The organism is Haliea alexandrii, assembly GCF_003719295.1.
GTDB classification, from domain to species: Bacteria; Pseudomonadota; Gammaproteobacteria; order Pseudomonadales; family Halieaceae; genus Haliea; species Haliea alexandrii.
The window spans coordinates 500,939-519,678 of record NZ_RFLW01000001.1; the positions used below are offsets into that span (position 1 = coordinate 500,939).

Sequence of the window (18,740 nt, forward strand, 5' to 3'; positions counted from 1 at the left end):
CCAATGCCATCCCGCTTTGAACTCGCCAACGCCATTCGTGCACTCAGTATGGATGCTGTCCAGCGCGCCAACAGTGGTCACCCCGGTGCACCGATGGGAATGGCGGACATCGCCGAGGTGCTGTGGAACGATTTCCTGCAGCACAATCCGGCGAACCCGCAGTGGCCCAACCGCGACCGTTTCGTATTATCCAACGGTCACGGCTCCATGCTCATTTACTCCCTGCTGCACCTGAGCGGCTACGAACTTCCGCTGGAGGAGCTGCAGAATTTCCGTCAGCTGCACAGCCGTACGCCGGGGCACCCTGAGTACGGCTACGCGCCCGGCGTGGAAACCACGACCGGTCCGCTGGGTCAGGGCATCAGTAATGCCGTGGGCATGGCGCTGGCGGAGAAGGTGCTGGCGGCGCAGTTCAACCGGCCCGGGCATACCGTGGTGGATCACCATACCTATGTTTTCCTCGGCGATGGCTGCCTGATGGAGGGTATTTCTCACGAGGTCTGCTCCCTGGCGGGTACGCTGGGGCTGGGCAAGCTGATCGCTTTTTACGACGATAACGGCATTTCGATCGATGGCGAGGTCGAGGGCTGGTTCACCGACGACACGCCCGCGCGGTTCCGTGCCTACGGCTGGCAGGTTATCCCCCGCGTTGACGGCCACGACCCGGACGAGGTGCGCCAGGCGATTGCCACTGCCCGCGCCGAAGAAGGTATGCCCACACTGATTTGCTGCAAAACCATCATCGGCAAGGGCGCACCGAACAAGCAGGGCACAGAAGCCTGTCACGGTGCTCCCCTGGGTGTGGACGAGATTGCGGCGGCGCGCGAGTCCCTGGGCTGGACGCATGGTCCCTTTGAGATCCCCGAAGCAATCTACGGTGGTTGGGATGCCCGCGCTGCGGGTGCCACGCGGGAGGAGGATTGGGAGGCCGCCATGGCAGCCTATGCAGAGGCGTATCCGGCCGAGGCGGCACAGCTGCGCCGGCGGCTCGCGGGGGATCTGCCCGAGGGGTTTGCCGCCCAGGCCCAGGCGTGGATTGACCAGTGCCAGGCTGAGGGGCAGAGCATTGCCTCGCGCAAGGCCTCGCAGAATTGCCTGGGTACTTTCGGTCCGCTGCTGCCCGAGCTGCTCGGTGGCTCGGCGGATCTCGCCGGTTCCAACCTCACGCTGTGGCAGGGTGCGCAGGGTGTTACCCAGACCGACGCCGCTGGCAACTACATCTACTATGGTGTGCGCGAGTTCGGCATGTCCGCCATCATGAACGGTATCGCCCTGCACGGCGGCTTTGTGCCCTACGGCGCCACCTTCCTCATGTTTATGGAATACGCCCGCAATGCCGTGCGCATGGCGGCGTTGATGAAGCTGCGCACTATTTTCGTTTACACCCACGACTCCATTGGCCTGGGCGAGGACGGCCCGACTCACCAGCCGGTGGAACAGCTCACGGCACTGCGCGCCACACCCAACCTGCACACCTGGCGGCCCTGCGATACGGTCGAGTCCGCCGTGTCCTGGAGCGCCGCGCTGCAGCGCGTCGCGGGCCCCACCGCGCTGATCTTCTCGCGCCAGAATCTCGCGCATCAGGCGCGCTCTGCAGAGCAGGTGGCCGCGATTGCGCGCGGTGGCTACACCCTGGTTGATTGTGACGGCCACCCCGAGTTGATCCTCATCGGCACCGGTTCCGAGTTGCAGCTTGCCGTGGACGCCGCTGCCCGCCTGAGCGCTGCCGGGCGCCGCGTGCGCGTGGTGTCGCTGCCCTGTGCGGAGCTGTTCATGGAACAGGACGCGGCCTACCGCGAGGCGGTACTGCCCAGCGATGTGCTGGCACGGGTCGCCGTAGAGGCTGCCCACGCCGACTACTGGTACAAGTTTGTCGGCCTCGACGGCCGGGTTGTGGGCATGACCACCTTTGGTGAGTCGGCTCCCGCCGCCGATCTGATGGCCTATTTCGGCTTCACCGTGGATGCGGTGGTCGCTGCGGCCGAAGAGGTGCTGCTGGGAGACTGAAGCGGTGTTGCGTCTCGCCATCAATGGCTACGGCCGCATCGGGCGCAGTATTCTGCGTGCGCTCTATGAGGGGCGGCAGCGTGAGCACCTGCAGATTGTCGCCATCAATGAACTGGCCGATGCGCGCACGGTCCTCCACCTCACGCGCTACGACAGCACCCACGGCCGCTTCGCGCTGCCCCTGAGTGGTGGGGTGGGGGAGCTGCATATCGACGGCGACCCAATCGCCCTGCTCAGCCAGCCGGATGTGTCGCGCCTGCCCTGGGCAGAACAGGGCGTTGACCTGGTGCTCGAGTGCACCGGCGCCTTCAGTGACCGTGCTACCGCGGAACTGCATCTGCGTGGCGGCGCTTCGCGTGTGCTGTTCTCGCAGCCCGCACAAACCGATGTTGATGCGACGGTGGTGTTCGGTGTGAATCACGACACACTGCAGCCCGATCATCGTATTGTCTCGGCGGCCTCCTGCACCACCAATGGCATCGTGCCGGTGATCGACGCACTGCACCGTGCGCTGGGTGTGGCCTGTGGCACCATCACCACCATCCACTCGGCGATGAACGACCAGCCGGTGCTGGATGCCTACCACCATACCGACCTGCGCAAGACACGCGCGGCATCCCAATCGATTATTCCCGTGGATACCGCGTTGGCGCGGGGTATTGAGCGCATTCTGCCGGAGCTTGCCGGGTGCTTCACGGCCCAGGCGTTGCGGGTGCCTACGCAGAATGTGTCGGCCATGGACCTCACGGTGCAGGTGACTCGTGATACCAGCGAGCAGGATGTGAACCGCATTCTGCGCGAGGCCGCAGCGAGCGCTTATCACGGGGTACTGGGTTTTACCACGGAGCCGCTGGCGTCCTGCGACTTCAATCACGACCCGCGCTCCAGTATCGTGGATGCCAGCCAGACCCGGGTCAGTGGCCGGCGCCTGGTGAAAGTGCTCACCTGGTTCGATAATGAATGGGCCTACGCCAACCGCATGCTTGATGTGGCTGCCTGGTGGGGTGGCCGCAATGTTGACTGACTGCGCAGGAGTGCAGAGATGAAGCTGATGTCCGACCTCGATCTGACCGGCAAGCGGGTGTTGATTCGCGAGGACCTGAACGTACCTCTGAAAGCGGGTCAGGTGAGCAGTGATGCGCGCATTCGGGCGGCACTTCCCACCCTCCGCCAGGCACTGGACGCGGGCGCGAAAGTATTGATCATGTCGCACCTGGGTCGTCCTGAGGAGGGCGTGTTCGCCGAGGCGTTTTCGCTCGCCCCAGTCGCTGAGCGCTTGTCGGAACTGCTGGGTCGCCCGGTGTCGCTGCTGCGCGACTGGCAGCAGGGCGTGGCGCTGGACAACGGCGAGATCGCCCTGCTGGAGAACGTGCGCTTCAACCCGGGCGAAAAGAAAGACGACGAAACGCTGTCTCGCGCCTACGCCGCGCTGTGCGATGTGTTCGTCATGGATGCCTTTGGCACCGCTCACCGCGCCCAGGCTTCCACCCACGGGGTGGCGCGCTTTGCGCCGGTGGCCTGCGCCGGCCCGCTGCTCGCGGCGGAACTGGAAGCACTGGACAAGGCGCTGGCCAACCCGGCCCGTCCACTGGTGGCGATTGTCGGCGGCTCCAAGGTGTCCACCAAGCTGACCGTACTCGAGACCCTGGCCGACAAGGTGGACCAGCTGGTGGTCGGCGGTGGCATTGCCAACACCTTTCTCGCCGCCAGCGGCAAGCCAGTGGGGAAGTCGCTGTGTGAGCACGACCTTGTTCCCGCGGCCCAGGCGCTGATGGCGAAAACACATATTCCCCTGCCTGAGGATGTGGTGACCGGCAAGGAGTTTGCGGAATCCGCCGCGGCGGAAACCAAGCCCGCCGGCGCCGTGGCCGACGACGACATGATTTTCGACATCGGCCCGCAGGCGGCAGCGGCGATTGGTGACATTCTGGCCCAGGCGGGTACCATTCTCTGGAACGGCCCGGTGGGTGTATTCGAATTCGACCAGTTTGCGGGCGGCACCGAGGCGCTGGCCCACGCCATTGCTGCGAGCTCCGCATTTTCCCTCGCCGGTGGTGGTGACACGCTGGCGGCGATAGACAAGTTCGGCATTGCCGATCGGGTGTCCTACATTTCCACCGGCGGCGGCGCTTTCCTCGAGTATGTCGAGGGCAAAACGCTGCCCGCCGTTGCCATGTTACAACAGCGCGGGGACGACGCCTGAGGGCGCACCTGCACCAGAACCCATCGAGGATAGACCTATGGCACTTATCAGTATGCGTCAGTTGCTGGATCACGCCGCAGAGTTTGGCTACGGCGTGCCGGCGTTCAATGTGAACAACCTGGAGCAGACCCGCGCCATCATGGAAGCGGCGGATGCCACCAACTCGCCGGTCATCATGCAGGCCAGTGCGGGTGCGCGCAAATACGCCGGCGCACCGTTTCTGCGCCACCTGATCCAGGCCGCCATCGAAGAGTTCCCGCACATCCCCGTGGTCATGCACCAGGACCACGGTGTATCACCCGCCGTGTGCCAGCGCTCCATTCAGCTGGGCTTCAGTTCGGTGATGATGGACGGCTCCCTGGGCACTGACGGCAAGACCCCCATGGATTACGACTACAACGTGGACGTAACACGCCGCGTGGTGGAGATGGCACATGCTTGCGGCGTGTCGGTGGAGGGCGAGCTCGGCTGCCTGGGCTCGCTGGAGACCGGCGAGGCGGGGGAGGAAGACGGTGTCGGTGCCGCGGGCAAGCTGAGCCATGAGCAGATGCTCACCGACCCCGAAGAAGCGGCGGCCTTCGTGGCCGCCACGGGGGTGGATGCCCTGGCCATTGCCTGTGGCACCAGCCACGGTGCCTACAAGTTCAGCCGTCCACCCACGGGCGATATTCTCGCCATCGACCGGATCAAGGAGATCAATGCCCGCATTCCCAATACCCACCTGGTGATGCACGGCTCCTCCTCAGTGCCGCAGGAGTGGCTGGCGATCATCAACGAGTTTGGCGGCAACATCCCGGAAACCTACGGCGTACCGGTAGAGCAGATACAGGAAGGTATCCGCCACGGCGTGCGCAAGGTGAATATCGATACCGACCTGCGCCTGGCCTCGACCGGTGCCGTGCGCCGTTTCCTGGCCGAGCACCCCGCCGAATTCGACCCGCGCAAGTTCCTCGCCGTGACCACCACCGCAATGAAAGACATCTGCGTGGCGCGATACGAAGCCTTCGGCACCTCCGGCCATGCCGACAAGATCAAGGTGCGCTCGCTGATTGCCATGCAGGAAGCCTACGACGCGGGCCAGCTGGGCTCGTAGACCCGGTCGCTTACGGCCGCAAGGTGGCTCCCAGCGCCGCAAGCCTGCAGGCACTGCGCAACGCGCTGCCCCGTTTCGGCGGGGCCTGCGACCACCCCGGCCTGGAAGCGTATCTGGCCTTCTACGGCCTCGACTTCAGCGCGCCGTCTCACGCTTACCGCCACCGCGTGGGCCGGGTCGCCTCCGGTCGCTACGAACTGGCCGTCCAGTGCTGGGAACAGCCCGGTGCGCGGCACACCCTGCTGCTGGTGCACGGCTTTCTGGACCATGTGGGCCTCTACCGCCACCTCATAGGCCACGCCCTGCAGCGCCAGTGCAATGTCATTGCCTTCGACCTGCCGGGGCATGGCCTCTCGACGGGCACACCGACAGCAATTGGCGACTTCAGCGAATACGCCGACGCGATCCAGGCGGTGCTCGAAGCGGTGGATGTGCCGCCGCTGCCCCTGCAGGCATTGGCCCAGAGCACCGGCGGCGCGGCCCTGGTCGCCTACGCGCGACAGTGCGCCGCCTGGCCTTTTACCGGCACCGTTCTCCTCGCGCCGTTGCTGCGCCCCGCGGGCTGGCTGCGTGTGCGAGCTGCCCATGCGCTGGTCCACCGGTTTGTGGATACCGTGCCCCGCGGCTTTGCACAGAATTCGTCCGATGCCGGCTTTCTCGCCTTCGTGCGCACCGACCCTCTGCAATCTCGCCGTATTCATGTGAGCTGGGTGGGCGCACTGCGCCGCTGGCTGGCGGATTTGCCCATCGCTGACCTGGGTGTGGGCCCGGCTCTGCTGGTGCAGGGCGATGCTGACGGTACGGTGGACTGGCGTTTCAACCTGCCGCGCTATGGCCAGCTGTTTCCGGGGCTGCGGATTGAGTTGCTGCACGGTGCGGGGCACCAGTTGGCGAATGAGTCACGGGATTTGCGGGAGCGGTATTTGCGGCAGGTGGCTCGGTATTTGGGGTGGGTTTGAGTTTTGTGGCCTGTAATTACGGGGTGCCCTGAAGTCGGCTCTGGGGCTGTTGGCGCTCTCAAGGGCACGCCGTGAACCCCTCCATGGGGGCTTGATGAAAACATCCCTGTTTTCAACAGCCCTTGAGAGCGCCAACACCCCCAGAGCCTGGCCTGGGTGGTTCACGGAGCTCTGCGGCACCCGGTTTGTGGCACCACTACTCACCCCCCCGCCAGGTTGAGAAACTTCTGCACCCCATCAAAAAACATCTGCACGGAGATGATCACCAGAATCATCCCCATCAAGCGCTCCATCGCCAGCAAGCCGCGGGCACCGAGCGCTTTCAGCAGCAGCGGCGCCATCATCAGCAATGCGGCACACACGCCCCAGGCGCCCACCACCGCGATCGTCCAGTCCACCATCCGCTCCGGGTCCTTGTGCACCAGCAGCATGGTGATCGCCAGCGCCGAAGGCCCCGCCACCATGGGTATGGCCAGCGGCACGATGAAGGGCTCGCCATCCGGCGTGTCGCCCATGAGGCCGTAGGGGGAGGGGAAAATCATGCGCAGCGCAATCAGGAACAGGATGATCGCACCGGCGATGCTGATTGACTCCTGTCGCAGGTTCAATACGTCGAGCATGGCGGAGCCGGCGTACAGGAACAGCAGCAACACCACCAGAGCAATCACCAGTTCCCGGAAGATCACCCATTGCCGGCGCCGTGGTTCTACATCCTTCAGCACCGACAGGAAGATGGGCACGTTACCCAGCGGGTCCATGACGAAGGCCAGAGTGACAAAAGCAGAAATGGTATCCATGTTAACTCCGAGGCTGCAGCGCGCAGTGTAACCCGCGAGGGTGGCAGGGCAGTAGGGTCGTGGTCAGCGCGTGCAAGGCGGGCCGGTGCTATGCTTGGGCAAAAGGCTGCCGGAGGGTTGAGGTATGCAGCGGCTTATGGAGAAGCTTTTGCGCGCGGGTGTCGGGCTCGCCGCCATTCTGGTACTGGGTGCCTGCGTGGCGCAGCCGCCGGTGGAGCGCGCCGTGCTGGTGAGCAACAGCGAGCTGCTGTCGGGAAGCCGGCTGGGCGTGGCGGCGAGCGCTCGGGCGCCGGCTGCAGCTCTCACCGCCGTGAATGCCGATATGCGCGATTTCCTGCGCCAGCACGTGCCCGAGGGGCTGGGGGCCACGCGTACCATCGCGTTGATTCTGCAGGCGATTCTGGATGACGGTCTGCAGCTGCGCTACGACAATTTTCGTACCCTGACGGCGGCGGAGGCCTTCGACAGCCGTGAGGGGAACTGCATGTCCTTTACCAACCTGTTCGTGGCGCTGGCGCGTGAGGCAGGTATCAAGGTGCATTATCAGGAGGTGGAGATACCGCCTTCGTGGACCGCAGAGGGCGACACCTGGCGCTACAACCTGCATATCAATGCGCTGGTGAAACTGCCGGGTGCGGAGCAGGTGGTCGATTTCAATCTGGGCGACTACGACCCCGCACTGCACAGACGCGTGTTGACTGACGAAGAGGCGCTGGTGCGCTATCACAACAACATGGGTGTGCACTGGATGACCGCAGGTGAGCGCGAGCGTGCGTTCCTGCAGTTCCGCGAGGCGCTGCTGCTGCGGCCACGCACGGCGCATGTCTGGACTAACCTCGGCACGCTGTATCGTCGCGGGGGTGATCTGGCTGCCGCCGAATCGAGCTACCTGCGTGCGGTGGAACTGGCCGATGATGCGGCGGCCAGCAGCAATCTCGCGCGCCTGTATGCGGAGCTGGGTGAGCAGGCGCTGAGCGACTGGTATCGGGGTCGGGTGCAATTGTTCCGTCAGCAAAACCCCTACTATCTGCTGCACCTGGCGCGGGAAGCCTACGCGTCTGCCGACTATTCGACGGCGGATCGGCTGTTGCGGCGTGCGATTCGCAAACAGCCGCAAGAGCACGAGTTCTATCGCTGGCTGGGCCTTAACGATCTGCAGCAGGGGGATACACGTGCTGCTGCAGCGCATTTCGCCCAGGCACTGGCGCACGCCGACGCCGAGTCGGGGGCACGCTACCGGCACAAGCTGGACCTGCTCGCCGGCCATTGAGCCGCGCTGGGTCGTGCAGAGTTCCCCCGGGCCCTCAATTACGCCGTGCCCTCTGGTAAACTTCGCGTTTTGACGTTGACCGGGGCGGGGAGCTGCATGAGTGTATTGCGATTGAGAGAGAGCGGCGTTGCGGCAGCCTGCCGTCCGGGGGTGCTCGCGTGAGCGGCCAGCCACAGCAGCGCCTGCAGGCGGCCCTGGAGGCCTTGCGTGCGGGGCGGGCGGGTGAAGCGGAGGCGCTGCTCGATGAGCTCACCCGGGCTGGCAACGCGGCGGCCTCCACCTGGCTGGCACTGGCCTTTGCGCGCGTGAATCTGGACCGGGCGGAAGAGGCACTGCTGGCCGTCGACCGTGCCTTGCAGCTGGAGCCGCGCAACATCCGCGCGCTGTTGTTCAAGGCAGACCACCTGGATCGCCTGGGGCGCGATCGCACGGCCCTCGGCTTCTATCAGGGCGCGCTGCGCGTGGCGTCGAGTATGGCGCAGATACCGGAAGATGTGCGGCGCGGGCTGGCGCGTGCCGAAGAGGTGTGCGACCGCTGGGCCGCGCACTACGAGAATTACCTGCTCGAAAACCTGGAGGAGGCGGGTTTCAACCGCGCCGAGTTTCCACGTTTCGCGGAATCGCTCGATATTGCCTGCGGCAAAGCGCCGGTGCAGTTGCAGCAACCTACCCGTTACTATTTCCCGGGCCTGCCACAGCGCACCTTTTACCCCCGGGAGGCGTTTCCCTGGGCAGCGGCGTTGGAGGCACAAACCGCACAGATTCGGGCCGAGCTGCTCGCTGTTATGGCGGACGGTGCGCACTTTCAGCCCTATCTGGAGTCGGACCCGGACCAGCCGCAGTTGAATACCAGCCGCAACCTCGACGCCATGGACTGGAGCGCCTGCTATCTGTGGCGCGATGGTGTGCGTGTGGAGGCGCTGGCGGAGCGCTGTCCCCTGACGTTCGCCGCGCTGGAGCAGGTGCCGCTGTGTCGGGTGCCCGGGCAGATGCCTTCGGCACTGTTTTCCCGCCTGGCACCGGGGGCGCGTATCGAGCCCCACCACGGGGCAGTCAATACCCGGCTGATCTGTCACTTGCCCTTGGTTGTGCCGCCCCAGTGTGGCGAGTTGCGCGTGGGCAATGACCGGCGCAGCTGGCGCGAAGGCGAGCTGCTGGTGTTTGACGACACCATGGAGCACGAGGCCTGGAACGACAGCCGGGAGGAGCGGGTGGTACTGCTGTTCGACATCTGGCGGCCGGAGTTGGGTGAGGCGGAGCGCCACTGGGTGGCAACCATGCTGCAGGCCGTCAAGGCCTACGAGGCAACATGAGTGCTCAGGGGCCGGCCGCACACGCGGGCGCCTGGGATACCTACTGGCGGGGCACCCGGGAGCATGCTGCACACCGCGAGGGCGGGCCACAGGAGCCTGTGCTGGAAGCATTCTGGGCGACATTTTTCGCCGCGCAACTGGGCGCGCGCGCAACGCCTTCGTTACTCGATCTCGCCTGTGGTCATGGCGCCGTGACCGGCCATGCCCTGAAGGTGTCTCCGTCACTGCTGCCGCACTGTAGCGATTACTCATTTAACGCCTTGCGGGGCCTGCAGCAGCGCTACCCCAGCGCACGCTGCATTGCGGCCGACGCCAGCAATACCCCCTTTGCCGATGGCGCCTTCGACGTGGTGGTCAGCCAGTTCGGCGTTGAGTATGCGGGCCCCCAGGCAGTGTTCGAGGCCGCCCGGCTGGTGGCTCCCGGTGGCTCGCTGGGGCTGTTGCTACACTTGGCGGGCGGGGCTATTTACCGGGAGTGCGAGTACAACCGCGATACCGTGCGCGCCCTGCGTGAGCTGGATATCTTGAGCCTGGCGCGAGGGGCGTTTGATGCCGGATTTGCGTTGAATGCGGGTACCGGCAGCCCCGACGCCTTCAAAGCCGCAGAGCGGGCTTTCACGCCTGCGGTCAGGGGTCTGGAACAGTTACTGCAGAGCCGTGGCGCGCAGTCTGCGGGAGGGCTTCTGCAGCAGCTGTATCAGGACATTGCGCAGATGTACCGGCGCATGTCGGCCTATGCTCTGGATGATATCCGCAACTGGCTCGACGGCATGGACCTGGAGCTCACCGCCTACAGCGGCAGGATGCAGTCGATGCTGGATGCCGCGCTCAGTCAGCAGGCCATCGACGCCACAACACGACGGCTTGCGGCCGACGGGTTTGCCCTGAGGGACTTGTCGCAGCTGCGGGTGTCTGCCGGGGCGCACCCTGCCGCCTGGGCGCTGGTCATGCAGCGCGGCTAGAGAACCTGCCCGGTTTTTTAAGGGTTGTAGTCTGCTGCTCAGCCGCCCGCAGGGCCGGCGCTCTGTGCACTGTTGTTCTGGATGCTGTTGGTCGCATCGCGGCTGTCCTGTGATTCCTGCTTCCACTGGGCGTCTGTTTTGCACACGCGTGTGCCCAGACGTGTGCCGGTCTTGATGACATTGCGGCAGGTCATGTTTTCATTACTGGCGACGGCCTGGGCCGGTGTCGTGCCGTCGGCTCCGGCTGTTTGTGATGTCCCGGTGCTGGAGCATGCTGCCAACATCGATAGGGCAGCGCCGAGGGCGCAAAGCGCGAATGAACGGTTCATGTTGATCTCCTGAGGTGTCAGCGCAGTCTCAACTGCGTTGTATTTAAGGTAAATCCACTGAAAAAAACCCGGCCTGGGGCCGGGTCTGGTCTTGCACCGTAGGGCGGCCGTTGCCGGCCGCCCGCAGGAAGTCGCTTAGAAGCTGACGCTGACGCCTACGAACATGTAGCGACCGAGTGCGTCGTACATGCCGGGGAAGACGTTACCGTTACCGTTGATAGACGGCCCGGCGGCGTTGCCCGCAACCGGCGGCTCTTTGTCAGTGATGTTGTTCACACCCAGACGGAGAGAGGCGTTCTCGGTGACATCCCAGGTGCCGGCCACGTCAAGGTAGTTGACGGAAGGCAGGTCCAGGTTACCGTTCAGGTCGGTCACTGAGCTGATGTGGCGCCAGTAGGCACTGACTGCCAGGTCCCAGGGCGTCATCCAGGTAGCGCGCAGGTTGTTGCGGAAGTCAGGTGTGGGGTATCCACACTCGCCGCCCCAGTTACCTTTGCAGTCAACAACCGGTGCACCTTCGAGTTCCTGCTGGTCCCAGGTGTCGATGATGGACATGGTGTTGTTGAACGACAGGCTGCCCATGTCACCGATGGTCACATCGTAGTCGACGATCACGTCCCAACCGGTCACTTCCTCGATAGCGAGGTTGTCCAGCAGGGCTACGATCTGGCCACTGGAAGCGACTTCGGAGCCAATCCACAGGTCACCGCGCGTGGCGTTACGCTTCACGTTTTCGCAGAGCGCGTCGTTGCCATCCAGACACTGGTTGAGGATGAACTCGGGGCCCAGGTTGTTGATGCCCTTCTCGATTTCGATTGAGTAGTAGTCAACGCTCAGTACCAGGCCGTCAACGAACTCGGGCGACCAGATGAAGCCCACCGAGTAGGTATCGGACTCTTCCGGCGCCAGTTCGGTGTTACCGCCCTGGAGGTAGTTGTACTGACCGGCGAAGGAGTTGAGGATGTTGCCGTACTGGGCAGCCGTTACACCGGTGCGAGCGCAATCTTCCAGGCTACGCTCGGGGGTGGCGCCACCACAGGGGTCCACGTCCATGTCGAACAGGTTCAGGCCCTGGGGCAGGAACAGTTCGCGGATGTTGGCAGCACGCACAGCGCGCTGGAAGCTGGCGCGCAGCTTCACGTCCTGGTTGATTGCCCAGCCGCCACGCACACCGTAGGTATCGGTGGTTACGCCGGTGGAGTAATCAGAGTAGCGGTAGCCCAGGTCCAGGGTGATCTCCTCGGCGAAGGCGGCGCCTTCCACCAGAGGAATGCTGGCTTCCATGAAGTATTCAGTGACGTCATATTCGCCGTTAACGGCGTTGGTGGCGCCACCCTGACCGGCACCCAGACCGAGGCGGAAGCCTTCGTCGGGGTTGAAGTTCAGCGTTTCCTTGCGGTATTCAGTACCGATGACCACTTCCACGCCGTTGTTGGCGGAAGGCAGCTTGAGGCCGTAGTCGCCCAGGCTACCTGCAACGAACGCGTTGAAGACTTTCTGCGTGGTGGTGCCGCGTGCGAACAGGGGCAGGGTCAGGTATTCAGCAGCAGCGGGGTCAACAGCACCGGTTTCCCAGATGTTCCAGGGCACACAGTTGGTGTCGCTGCCGTCAACCACAGACTGACAGGTGATGTTGCCATCGTCGTCCAGCACCGCGTCCAGCGCGTTGCGAATCTTGGTGTTGGACAAGTCGTTGTTGTAGGTGTTTTCCATGCTGACTTCTGAATAGAGGCCAGACACGTCATAACGCCAGGTGTCGTTGATGTCGCCACGGAAGCCGAGCACACCGCGGAAGGAGGTGTGACGCAGGTCCTGATTACGCGGGCCGCCTTCAACGTTACGACGCAGAACAACCACATCCTGCGTGTCGCCCGGGCCGAGGCCGTTGGCGCCGCAAATCACGCCAACCTGCTGGTCGGACAAGAACGGGTTGTCACAGGAGATCGGCACGTTCAGGCCGAACGCGCCAGAGGGCGCGATCTGCGCGTTGCTCTGGTTGTCCATGAACATGAGTTCGGTGTAGGTCTCTACGTGTTCGTTGATCTGGTAGCGACCAAAGGCACCGGCGGTGTAACGCTCGTCGGGGCGCTGGTAGTAGTTCAGCGGGCCGTAGTTGTACACCTCGCTGGGCTGTACCAGTTCGTTGCCGGAAACACGGTAGGGATCGGCGGTGCCAACGATAAAGGTACCTGCGGCGCTGGTGCCGGAACCGAAACAGCCGCTGGCATCGTTGTTCAGTGCACAGGCGCTGTAGTCGCGGGCGCTCTGCAGCACGGCGTCAATTTCACGGTAAGTGGCGTAGGCGGTCACGTTGCCGCGGCCGTTATCGAAGTTGCCACCCATGACCAGCGACCAGTTCTGGATTTCGCCGTCGGTGTTGCTGCCGTCAGGGAAGGGGAAGCCCGCATCGCCGACGATCTGCTGCAGGCCGCTGTTGTCGTTGTCGTGCTGGTACTGGCTGAACTGGTAGTCGAACTGCACGCCTTCGAAGTCGTCAACCATCACGAAGTTGACAACACCGGCGACCGCGTCGGAACCGTAGGTGGCGGAGGCGCCACCGGTCAGCACTTCAACGCGCTGGATCAGGGCTGCCGGGATCTGGTTGATGTCGGCACCGGTACCGCCTTGCAGCGGCGAGCCCGCGGGCAGGCGACGGCCGTTGACCAGTACCAGGGTGCGCTCGTCACCCAGGTTGCGCAGGTTCAGGGTAGCGGTACCCGTTGCGCCGTTGGAGGTGGAAGAGTTCTGGTTGGAGTAGACCTGTGGCAGGTTCTTCATCAGGTCTTCTACGCGGGTGGTGCCCTGGAACTTGAATTCCTCGGCATCTACCTGGGTAACCGGGCTGGCGGAAACCAGGTTGGCCCGCTGAATACGGGAACCGGTGACAACCACTTCTTCCAGCATCAGCTGGTCGTTCTGGGCGTTGGCCACAGTCGGCATTACCGCCGCTGCGCTCATGCCCAGAGCAGCTGAAACTGCCATGGTCAGACGATTTTTCCTCAACATATCAATACCCCTGTACTTGACTGTAAGCATGCTAATCCGGTGGCCAATGCCACTGGAGACGAACATTAAACGAATTCAGCGGCCGGTTCCTCAGAGTTCCCTGTCACTTTTGTGACTTATTTACGAAAAACCTCGGGAACTCGGCAAATTACCAGAAATGACCTGACCACATGGCAGCAGGCCGCTGATATCCCTGCAGTTTCAGTGGCCCGGCACGAGTGTCGCGCAGCGCAGGTTCTGGTCCCTCAGCGCACCCGGCTGACGCCGACGGTCTTGTCGGTGGAGGTCACGGTCATTTGATAGAAGCCGAAAAAGTTCTTGTCGATAACCACCGCGGTGTCATCGCCACGGTGCATGTAGCGCCCGGGCAGGCGTTGACGCCAGACCTGGCCATTATCGAGGTAGAACAGGGTCTCGCCAGACCAGCCGTCGAAAGGCTGTTTGATGTGTGACTCGATGCGGATGGACTCTTCCGCAGCGATAACTTCCGGATTGGTGCGCAGCATGGCGGGCGCCTCGGCGGCGGTGTAGTTCACCAGCCAGCGATTGAGCGCCGCGCGCTCGTCTGCGCTGAGCTTGTCGAGCCCCGCCGCCTGGTACTCTTCCTCGGACATCAACTTCTGGACCCCCGGGAATTCGCTGCCCGGTTCTGCGCTGGCGCCGGGCACGCTGCAGGCGAGGGTGAGAAACAACAGGGGTGTCAGTGCGCTGCGCATGGGTGGGGCTCCGGTCAGAAGCGCTGACTGATACGGGTGTACCAGAAGCGCCCCCTCAGTTCGTGGGTGCGGGCGTCGATATTATCGTTAAACGCTGACGCCGCCAAAGGGGCGGCCTGGTCGAACAGGTTGTCGATGCCGAGTGTGAGGCGCAAACCCGAAAGCACGTCGAACACATAGCTGACCTGCATGTCGTGCACGGTCCAGCTGTCGATTTCCCGCGTCAGGGTGCTGCCCGGGACCGTCTCTTCCAGGGCACTGACGTGATGCATATCGTAACTGGCCAGCCACCGCTCGCGCTTCCAGCGCAGGCCCAGCTGGCCTTTCCATTCGGGTATGCCGCCGAGTCCCTCGGACGCCTCGTCGCGGAAAGTGCCTGCCAGATCCACGTCGGGGCCGCCGTCGCCGGGCTGCGAGAGGTATTCATGGATCCAGGCTCCGGTGCCGGTGACCGACACCTGCCCCCAGGGCTGGTCGGGAAAATAATAGGCCAGGCTCAGGTCCGCGCCGCGCACCCGGCGCTTGCCGAAGTTGACGTTGTTGGCCGTTACCCGGGTGAGGTTGCCCCGCGCATCGCGTTGTACCTGCTCGCCGAAGGCCCCCGTCGCGGCATTGCGGTCAACGAGGGTTTGCGCGCTGGAGCTCACCACATCTTCCTGGCGGATCTCGAAGAAATCCAGGGAGACGCGCAGGCCGGGTAACACCACGGGCGTCCAGATTGCCCCGGCGCTCACTGAGTTGGAGGTTTCCGGGTTGAGGTCCGGGTTGCCGCCCTTCACCGTCAGGAATTGATTGCGCGAGGCATCTGCGAGTTGTGTGCACCCGGGTAGCTGGCCGACATTGGCGGCAATGGTGCAGGGATCGGCGATAAACGCCTGTTGTTCGCTGTTGCCTTCGTAGAGCTCGTTGAGGCTGGGTGCACGAAAGCCCATCGCATAGCCGCCGCGCAGTGTGAGTGAGGGCCCCAGCTGCAGTTTCAGCCCGATCTTGGGGTTGGTGCTGCTGCCGAAGTCGCTGTAGGCAGAGTGACGCAGCGCCGCCTCCAGCTGCAGGTTGCGACCGCCGCTGGCGTTGCTCCAGAGCGGTATGCGGCTTTCCCCGTAGAGTTCGAGTATCTTGCGATCGCCCCGGGTGGGCTGGAAATTGGTAGCGCCGATGGTGCCAATGGAGGCCAACCGCGGGTCTGGCTGCTTGGTGGTCGATTCGTGGCGAAATTCAACGCCCAGCGCAAGGTCGCCTCGCCCCGCGGGCAGGTTAAGCAGCGCATTGCTCAGGTTGAGGGCCGCACTGGAGAGCGTGGTGTCGCCCCGAGTGCGTCCATCGAGCCGCAGGTAGTCCACCTGTTCGTCCGTGATGCTGCCCGCTGGTCCCATAATATCCACCGGCACGCAGCCATCCACCTCCGCACCCCGGCAGCCCGCAGCGGGGCCCAGCGCGCGCCGCAGCCGGTTGGCGTCGACCAGGTTGGTGACGGTTTCCCAGGCCTCACTGCGACTCCAGTTCACCCCGATATCCCAGTGCCAGTCGGCGTACAAGCCCTCGACAATGGCGCTGAGACGGCCTACGCGAGACTCGTTTTGCTGCATGCGCCCGGGAAACTCCAGCAATCTTCGCCGAACATCGGTTATTTCCTGATCGAAGTCATTGTAGATATTGTCCGCGGCAACACTCAACGGCATCTGCTCGAAGCCAGTGAAGATGGGCGTGGGCGCCAGCGTGGCGCGGGCACTGGTTTGCAGGTAGGTGGCCTCAAGCAGCGTGGTGACCTGTTCACTCAGGTCGCGGGTGACACTGGCGTACACGCTGCTGCGACGCAGGGGTACCACGGCCGAGGTAAAGGCCTGGTAATTGAACAGGTCCTCGCTGCCTGCCGGGCGGTAGCCGTTGCCCTCGGCGATCAATGCACTGCCATCGGGCAAGACCACACGCGCATCGGCGGTGGCGCTGGAGCGCAGGTCAGTGCCTCCGAGGTGGCGGGTGTCGGCGCTGGCGGACACCGAGCGGTCGCGACTGAACAGCGGCTCCTGCTCGTAGTGCGTGGCGCTGATGAACACGCCACCGTCGCGGAAGCTGTTGCCATACTGCAGTGTTTGTGTGGTCGTGGTGAGGTCGCCACGGCTGCTTTCGCCCACATAGGTTTCCGCCAGGAAGCCGTGAAAATCGCGTTTCATGATGATGTTGACGACACCGGCGATCGCGTCCGAGCCGTAGATGGCGGAGGCGCCGTCCTTGAGTATCTCGACGCGCTCCACGGCGGCGGGAGAAATGCTGTTCAGGTCGACGGATTCGCCGGCCAGCCCGTCGTTGGCAATGCGGCGACCGTTGATCAGGATGAGCGTGTTGCTGGCGGGCAGGCCGCGCAGGGTCACGGTTGCCGTGCCGTCGCCGCCGTTGGAGATGGCCGTGCTGGTGGAGTTGCCGATGACCGCAGGTACAAAACGCAGCAGCTCGCCCAGTGTTTGTGCGCCGCTGCGCTCGATATCGGAGCGGGCGTACACCTCGACCGGCGCGCTGAAGCGGTTGGGATCGCGGCGGATGCGCGAGCCTGTGAGCCGGCTGCCATACACGTAGGTCTGTTCCATGCCGGGTTCATAGATGGGCAGCGCAACCGCCCCCGGCGCGGTGCCTTCGCAGCGCTCTTGGGGGCAGTCACTGGAATAGATGGCGACGATGCGCTCGTCGATCAGCTCCCAGTTGAGCTCGCTTTCCGCCAGCAGTCGGCTGAGGGCATCGTCCCGCGTCAGCTCACCGACCAGCGTGGGGGCGGACAGGTGCCGGGTGAGGCGGTCGGAAAAAACAATGGGGGTGTTGCTCTGGCGACTGAACTGGATGAGGGCTGCGGACAGCGAGCTCTCGCGTATGTCGTAGTGACGGACAGGCTCCGCCGCCGCCACGTGCTGCGTCCAGCCGAACGCAATGGAGATCGCCAGCCATGCCGAAACGATACCCTGCGCGATAAAACCTGTCGCCCGGGACGCGGCAAGCATTTTCCCACCCTGCCAGATTGCTGGTTGCAACGTACTGATAATGCGAGAGAAATTATGTTGACCGGAGAAGCCAGTCAGGCAAGGGTTCGTTATATCCTACTGCGGGGATTTCAGCAACTGCACTGAGCCGTTGCCGAGCGGTACTACGCGCAGCCCGAGACTGCGTTCCAGGGCCTGCACAACGGTATCCGGGTGGTCCAGGCTGAACACACCGGACACGGTGAGCTCGGCCACTTCGCGCTCGCTGATGAGAATGCGCGTATTCGAATAGCGCGCCATTTCATCCGCCAATTCTGCCAGCGTGAGGGCTTCGGCGATAATTTCTCCCCGCTGCCACGCCAGGTAGCGGTCTGTATCCACACTGCGGCCCGTTCCGAGGGCGCCATTGCGGCCGGTTTCCAGGTGTTCGTCGGCTTCCAGCAGCACGCTTTGCGGCGCAGTGCCACCCGCGGCCAGGTTGCTTATGCGCACCACCCCGTCACTGACAGTGACGGCGGTTGAGTCGGCGCGGCGGTAGACATTGAAGGCGGTGCCCACGGCGGTGACCGTGGTGTCACCTGCGCTGACTGAGAAGGGGCGCTTGGGGTCGTGCGCGACATCGAAGAACGCTTCACCTTTTACCAGAGTCAGTGCGCGGGCACTCCCGGTGAAGGCCACATCCAGTCGGCTGTCCGTGTTCAGGGTGACCTGTGAGGCATCGCTGAGCGTGAAGGTGGCTCGCTCGCCGTGGGCGGTGCGCAGGGACTCGTTGCCGCCCGATTCGCGGTTCAGGGGTAGCAGCACAAAGGCCATGGCCAGGCCCGCTGCCAGGGCGACGGCCCCGGTCAGCCATTGGCGCCGGGTGGGTTGTGCGCGAGCCGGGGCGGTGGCCGGTGGCTCTGCCTCCAGCGGGAGATGGCGCACACTGCCGAGGTCGTCCCAGAGTTCCAGCATCAGGTCCATGGCCTGGCGATGGCCCGCGTCAGCGGCGAGCCAGAGGGCAAAATCGCGGTGATCCTGATCGTTGGCCTCGCCACGGAAACGCGCAATCCACGCCAGGGCGGCGTCGCAATGCTGCTCGAATTCCTCTGTCAACGTCTGGTTCATCGCTTCCCCAAC

The 18,740-nt window shown here is 64.0% G+C and carries 14 protein-coding genes; 8 read left to right on the forward strand and 6 right to left on the reverse strand.

Annotated features, from left to right (window positions below):
- Nucleotides 1–3: 3 nt before the first annotated feature.
- The 5 genes from tkt to EGJ68_RS02395 are packed head-to-tail and all read left to right on the forward strand — an operon-like array spanning nt 4 to nt 6,262.
- A complete protein-coding gene (tkt, locus tag EGJ68_RS02375) occupies nt 4–2,007 on the forward strand; it encodes a transketolase (protein ID WP_123032941.1) in 2,004 nt (667 codons plus the stop codon).
- A gap of 4 nt (nt 2,008–2,011) precedes the next feature.
- The gene (locus tag EGJ68_RS02380) at nt 2,012–3,031 is read left to right on the forward strand and encodes a glyceraldehyde 3-phosphate dehydrogenase NAD-binding domain-containing protein (protein ID WP_233248644.1); all 1,020 of its coding nucleotides are present in this window, start codon (nt 2,012–2,014) and stop codon (nt 3,029–3,031) included.
- A 27-nt stretch (nt 3,032–3,058) separates the two neighbouring features.
- Nucleotides 3,059–4,210, forward strand: a complete 1,152-nt coding sequence (locus EGJ68_RS02385) for a phosphoglycerate kinase (protein ID WP_123033999.1) — start codon at nt 3,059–3,061, stop codon at nt 4,208–4,210.
- 37 nt (nt 4,211–4,247) lie between these two features.
- Entirely contained in the window at nt 4,248–5,303 is a 1,056-nt protein-coding gene (gene fba, locus EGJ68_RS02390; RefSeq protein ID WP_123032943.1) for a class II fructose-bisphosphate aldolase, read from the forward strand.
- Between the two features lie 23 nt (nt 5,304–5,326).
- Nucleotides 5,327–6,262, forward strand: a complete 936-nt coding sequence (locus EGJ68_RS02395) for an alpha/beta hydrolase (RefSeq protein WP_158283459.1) — start codon at nt 5,327–5,329, stop codon at nt 6,260–6,262.
- Between the two features lie 200 nt (nt 6,263–6,462).
- Here the strand turns inward: EGJ68_RS02395 and EGJ68_RS02400 are convergent, their stop codons facing one another.
- Nucleotides 6,463–7,059, reverse strand: a complete 597-nt coding sequence (locus tag EGJ68_RS02400) for a YhgN family NAAT transporter (protein WP_123032945.1) — start codon at nt 7,057–7,059, stop codon at nt 6,463–6,465.
- A gap of 124 nt (nt 7,060–7,183) precedes the next feature.
- Between EGJ68_RS02400 and EGJ68_RS02405 the strand changes: the two genes are divergently transcribed.
- The 3 genes from EGJ68_RS02405 (at nt 7,184) to EGJ68_RS02415 (ending at nt 10,604) form a co-directional block, all read left to right on the forward strand.
- Nucleotides 7,184–8,329 carry a transglutaminase domain-containing protein gene (locus tag EGJ68_RS02405; protein ID WP_123032946.1) on the forward strand — a complete coding sequence of 382 codons (1,146 nt, stop codon included), beginning with the start codon at nt 7,184–7,186 and terminating at the stop codon, nt 8,327–8,329.
- Nucleotides 8,330–8,487: 158 nt separating this feature from the next.
- Nucleotides 8,488–9,642, forward strand: coding sequence for an aspartyl/asparaginyl beta-hydroxylase domain-containing protein (locus EGJ68_RS02410; RefSeq protein ID WP_123032947.1), 1,155 nt, complete (start codon nt 8,488–8,490; stop codon nt 9,640–9,642).
- A complete protein-coding gene (locus tag EGJ68_RS02415; RefSeq protein ID WP_123032948.1) occupies nt 9,639–10,604 on the forward strand; it encodes a class I SAM-dependent methyltransferase in 966 nt (321 codons plus the stop codon). The genes EGJ68_RS02410 and EGJ68_RS02415 overlap by 4 nt, the downstream gene beginning before the upstream one ends.
- Nucleotides 10,605–10,642: 38 nt before the next feature.
- Here the strand turns inward: EGJ68_RS02415 and EGJ68_RS02420 are convergent, their stop codons facing one another.
- From EGJ68_RS02420 to EGJ68_RS02440, 5 genes are all read right to left on the reverse strand, one after another.
- Entirely contained in the window at nt 10,643–10,933 is a 291-nt protein-coding gene (locus EGJ68_RS02420) for a hypothetical protein (protein ID WP_123032949.1), read from the reverse strand.
- A 135-nt stretch (nt 10,934–11,068) separates the two neighbouring features.
- Nucleotides 11,069–13,915 (reverse strand): TonB-dependent receptor domain-containing protein, encoded by a 2,847-nt coding sequence (locus EGJ68_RS02425; protein WP_199227904.1) that lies wholly within the window; start codon nt 13,913–13,915, stop codon nt 11,069–11,071.
- Between the two features lie 269 nt (nt 13,916–14,184).
- Nucleotides 14,185–14,655, reverse strand: coding sequence for a hypothetical protein (locus EGJ68_RS02430; RefSeq protein ID WP_123032950.1), 471 nt, complete (start codon nt 14,653–14,655; stop codon nt 14,185–14,187).
- Between the two features lie 14 nt (nt 14,656–14,669).
- Nucleotides 14,670–17,642, reverse strand: a complete 2,973-nt coding sequence (locus EGJ68_RS02435) for a TonB-dependent receptor (RefSeq protein WP_123032951.1) — start codon at nt 17,640–17,642, stop codon at nt 14,670–14,672.
- Nucleotides 17,643–17,738: 96 nt separating this feature from the next.
- A complete protein-coding gene (locus EGJ68_RS02440; RefSeq protein ID WP_123032952.1) occupies nt 17,739–18,728 on the reverse strand; it encodes a FecR family protein in 990 nt (329 codons plus the stop codon).
- Nucleotides 18,729–18,740 lie beyond the last annotated feature (12 nt).

Bases quoted from the DNA above. Each gene is read 5' to 3' on its own strand.
- EGJ68_RS02400 (WP_123032945.1), bottom strand. From the start codon at position 7,059: ATGGATACCATTTCTGCTTTTGTCACTCTGGCCTTCGTCATGGACCCG.
- EGJ68_RS02405 (WP_123032946.1), top strand. From the start codon at position 7,184: ATGCAGCGGCTTATGGAGAAGCTTTTGCGCGCGGGTGTCGGGCTCGCC.
- tkt (WP_123032941.1), top strand. From the start codon at position 4: ATGCCATCCCGCTTTGAACTCGCCAACGCCATTCGTGCACTCAGTATG.
- fba (WP_123032943.1), top strand. From the start codon at position 4,248: ATGGCACTTATCAGTATGCGTCAGTTGCTGGATCACGCCGCAGAGTTT.
- EGJ68_RS02415 (WP_123032948.1), top strand. From the start codon at position 9,639: ATGAGTGCTCAGGGGCCGGCCGCACACGCGGGCGCCTGGGATACCTAC.
- EGJ68_RS02385 (WP_123033999.1), top strand. From the start codon at position 3,059: ATGTCCGACCTCGATCTGACCGGCAAGCGGGTGTTGATTCGCGAGGAC.
- EGJ68_RS02440 (WP_123032952.1), bottom strand. From the start codon at position 18,728: ATGAACCAGACGTTGACAGAGGAATTCGAGCAGCATTGCGACGCCGCC.
- EGJ68_RS02435 (WP_123032951.1), bottom strand. From the start codon at position 17,642: ATGCTTGCCGCGTCCCGGGCGACAGGTTTTATCGCGCAGGGTATCGTT.
- EGJ68_RS02425 (WP_199227904.1), bottom strand. From the start codon at position 13,915: ATGGCAGTTTCAGCTGCTCTGGGCATGAGCGCAGCGGCGGTAATGCCG.
- EGJ68_RS02420 (WP_123032949.1), bottom strand. From the start codon at position 10,933: ATGAACCGTTCATTCGCGCTTTGCGCCCTCGGCGCTGCCCTATCGATG.
- EGJ68_RS02430 (WP_123032950.1), bottom strand. From the start codon at position 14,655: ATGCGCAGCGCACTGACACCCCTGTTGTTTCTCACCCTCGCCTGCAGC.